The 1,639-nt window shown below is 47.0% G+C and carries 5 protein-coding genes and 1 pseudogene; all 6 read right to left on the reverse strand.

What is annotated here, in order from left to right; genetic code table 11:
* A pseudogene (locus IQR33_RS33060) lies at nt 1–205 on the reverse strand (phage tail tape measure protein); the annotation flags it as partial.
* A 30-nt stretch (nt 206–235) separates the two neighbouring features.
* Nucleotides 236–388, reverse strand: coding sequence for a DUF6890 family protein (locus tag IQR33_RS33065; protein WP_017821181.1), 153 nt, complete (start codon nt 386–388; stop codon nt 236–238).
* 32 nt (nt 389–420) lie between these two features.
* On the reverse strand, nt 421–702 hold the full coding sequence (locus IQR33_RS13520; RefSeq protein ID WP_017821180.1) for a putative phage tail assembly chaperone: 282 nt from the start codon (nt 700–702) through the stop codon (nt 421–423).
* On the reverse strand, nt 695–883 hold the full coding sequence (locus IQR33_RS13525; protein ID WP_140337432.1) for a hypothetical protein: 189 nt from the start codon (nt 881–883) through the stop codon (nt 695–697). The genes IQR33_RS13520 and IQR33_RS13525 overlap by 8 nt, the downstream gene beginning before the upstream one ends.
* Nucleotides 884–905: 22 nt before the next feature.
* Nucleotides 906–1,247 (reverse strand): hypothetical protein, encoded by a 342-nt coding sequence (locus tag IQR33_RS13530; protein ID WP_052764199.1) that lies wholly within the window; start codon nt 1,245–1,247, stop codon nt 906–908.
* Nucleotides 1,222–1,639, reverse strand: a 418-nt coding sequence (locus tag IQR33_RS33070) for a lysozyme (protein ID WP_228013889.1), incomplete at its 5' end; no start/stop codon positions are given. The genes IQR33_RS13530 and IQR33_RS33070, both read right to left, overlap by 26 nt.

Consider the following 1,639-nt stretch of genomic DNA (forward strand, 5'->3'; position numbering starts at 1 on the left):
GCTTTCTATCCATTTCAATCGCTGGCATCAGCGCATTTTGAATAGCAAAGCCCGTGGCGACTAAACCCGCACCACCTGCCGCCATGTTTTGCATGCCTTGCTTACCAGCATCCATCGAAGCTTGTACTTCTTTAGTAATCCCCTGCAACGGCTTGGTGACTTGATCAACCAACGCTATGTGCATCAACAGTTTTTCCATGCTCATCGCGTAATACTCACTCGCTCTTTATGTCTGTTAATGACTAAACAGTCGGCTGATAGCACTCATTACCGCTCTTTCTTCGCGTTCGAACTGGTGTTTGTCCAGCCAGATAGCGCGACTTAAACTTCTTTCGTCGTCTGGCTCACTCGGCAAAAAATGACGACGAAGGGCAAAGGCTTGTTCCAAAGGATTATCTTCAATCCGCTTTGCCCTATCTGTTATTTTTTTAGTGTGATTTCGATACCACCTTTAGAAGCGTTACTGACCGTGGCATAAAGCTCGATAGTTAAGCCAGGAACGCTATCAAGTAACTCAGTGAGCTCATCTTTTTGCTCTGGGTTTACGGTACGCGTTAAGTACGTATAGGCAGGCGCGACTTTGTTGTTAGGCATCATGTCATTGGTATAGTTATTTGCATCCTGTACCGTTGGCGTAAATACGAAGTCAGTGCCACCGATAGCGACTACGACAGGTTTTGATGTAAAGGTAGGTTTAGTCATTTTTACTTCTCTTCTTGTTTTCGTGCCTAGCACGCCATTGCAAATAATCTTCAATCTGGTTATCACACTCAGTCAGTGCGTTTTTCAGCTTGGGAATGTCGTCGGTAACCACTTCTGGCCATGTCCCTTGAACTTGTGGTTTTGAACAGGGCACCAACATTCCAGCAGGTGGCAATTTCATGAACACCTGCGTTGCGACGGTTTCAGTAGGGTTCGCGCAGGCGGTCAGTAACAGTGGCAGGGATATGGCACTGAACGTTTGCCAGCTCTGTTTTAAGTGCTGCCAGGTCTGCATTGAGTTTTTCCTCTGCTGCTATGTGTTGCCGTTGCCGCTGAACTAACATGTTGTTAGCTTGCTCACTTTCACCCTTCAAAAATTCAATGGTGGTTAAGTTGATTTGGTTGTCTGCTTCTGCCTTGGTGAGCTTTTCACTTAATGTGGTTTTCTCTGCTTTGACGGTATGAAGCTGCAGCTTCAGCACCGCGATGGTCGTCACCAACACCGCAAGACCAATCCACTTAATCCATTTCCATGCAGCGATCACGTTCTAATCCTCTTCGAGTGACGAGTCCTTTAAGTACAACGCCCTGACTCTTTACCCACTCCGTAATGTGACCGCAGGCTTTGGGATAATTGCCATGTTTGATTGCTGCGTAAATCCGAGTGTCAGAGCCGTCCTTATTTTTGCGAAACTTGGTACACCCGAAGTTGAAAACAAAGCTGGTAAATGCGTCAAATTGACCCGTGCTCATTTGCGCTCCTGAAATCCTTTCTGCATTGGTCACACATCGTTCGGCCGATTGAATATTTTTCACCCAGTCGATCGCGACTTGCTCCAATGTGATTGGCGTATCTGGCACACCATGAGTATTCCCAATCCCATTCGTAGGAATACCTCCCGGGCAAACGTAAGGGTTCTGCCGGCATCCCTCGGCA

It is taken from the genome of Vibrio sp. OPT46 (assembly GCF_015163535.1).
Lineage (GTDB): Bacteria > Pseudomonadota > Gammaproteobacteria > Enterobacterales > Vibrionaceae > Vibrio > Vibrio alginolyticus.

Coding starts and splice junctions, on each gene's coding strand:
- IQR33_RS13525 (WP_140337432.1), bottom strand. CDS start 883: ATGAAATTGCCACCTGCTGGAATGTTGGTGCCCTGTTCAAAACCACAA.
- IQR33_RS13520 (WP_017821180.1), bottom strand. CDS start 702: ATGACTAAACCTACCTTTACATCAAAACCTGTCGTAGTCGCTATCGGT.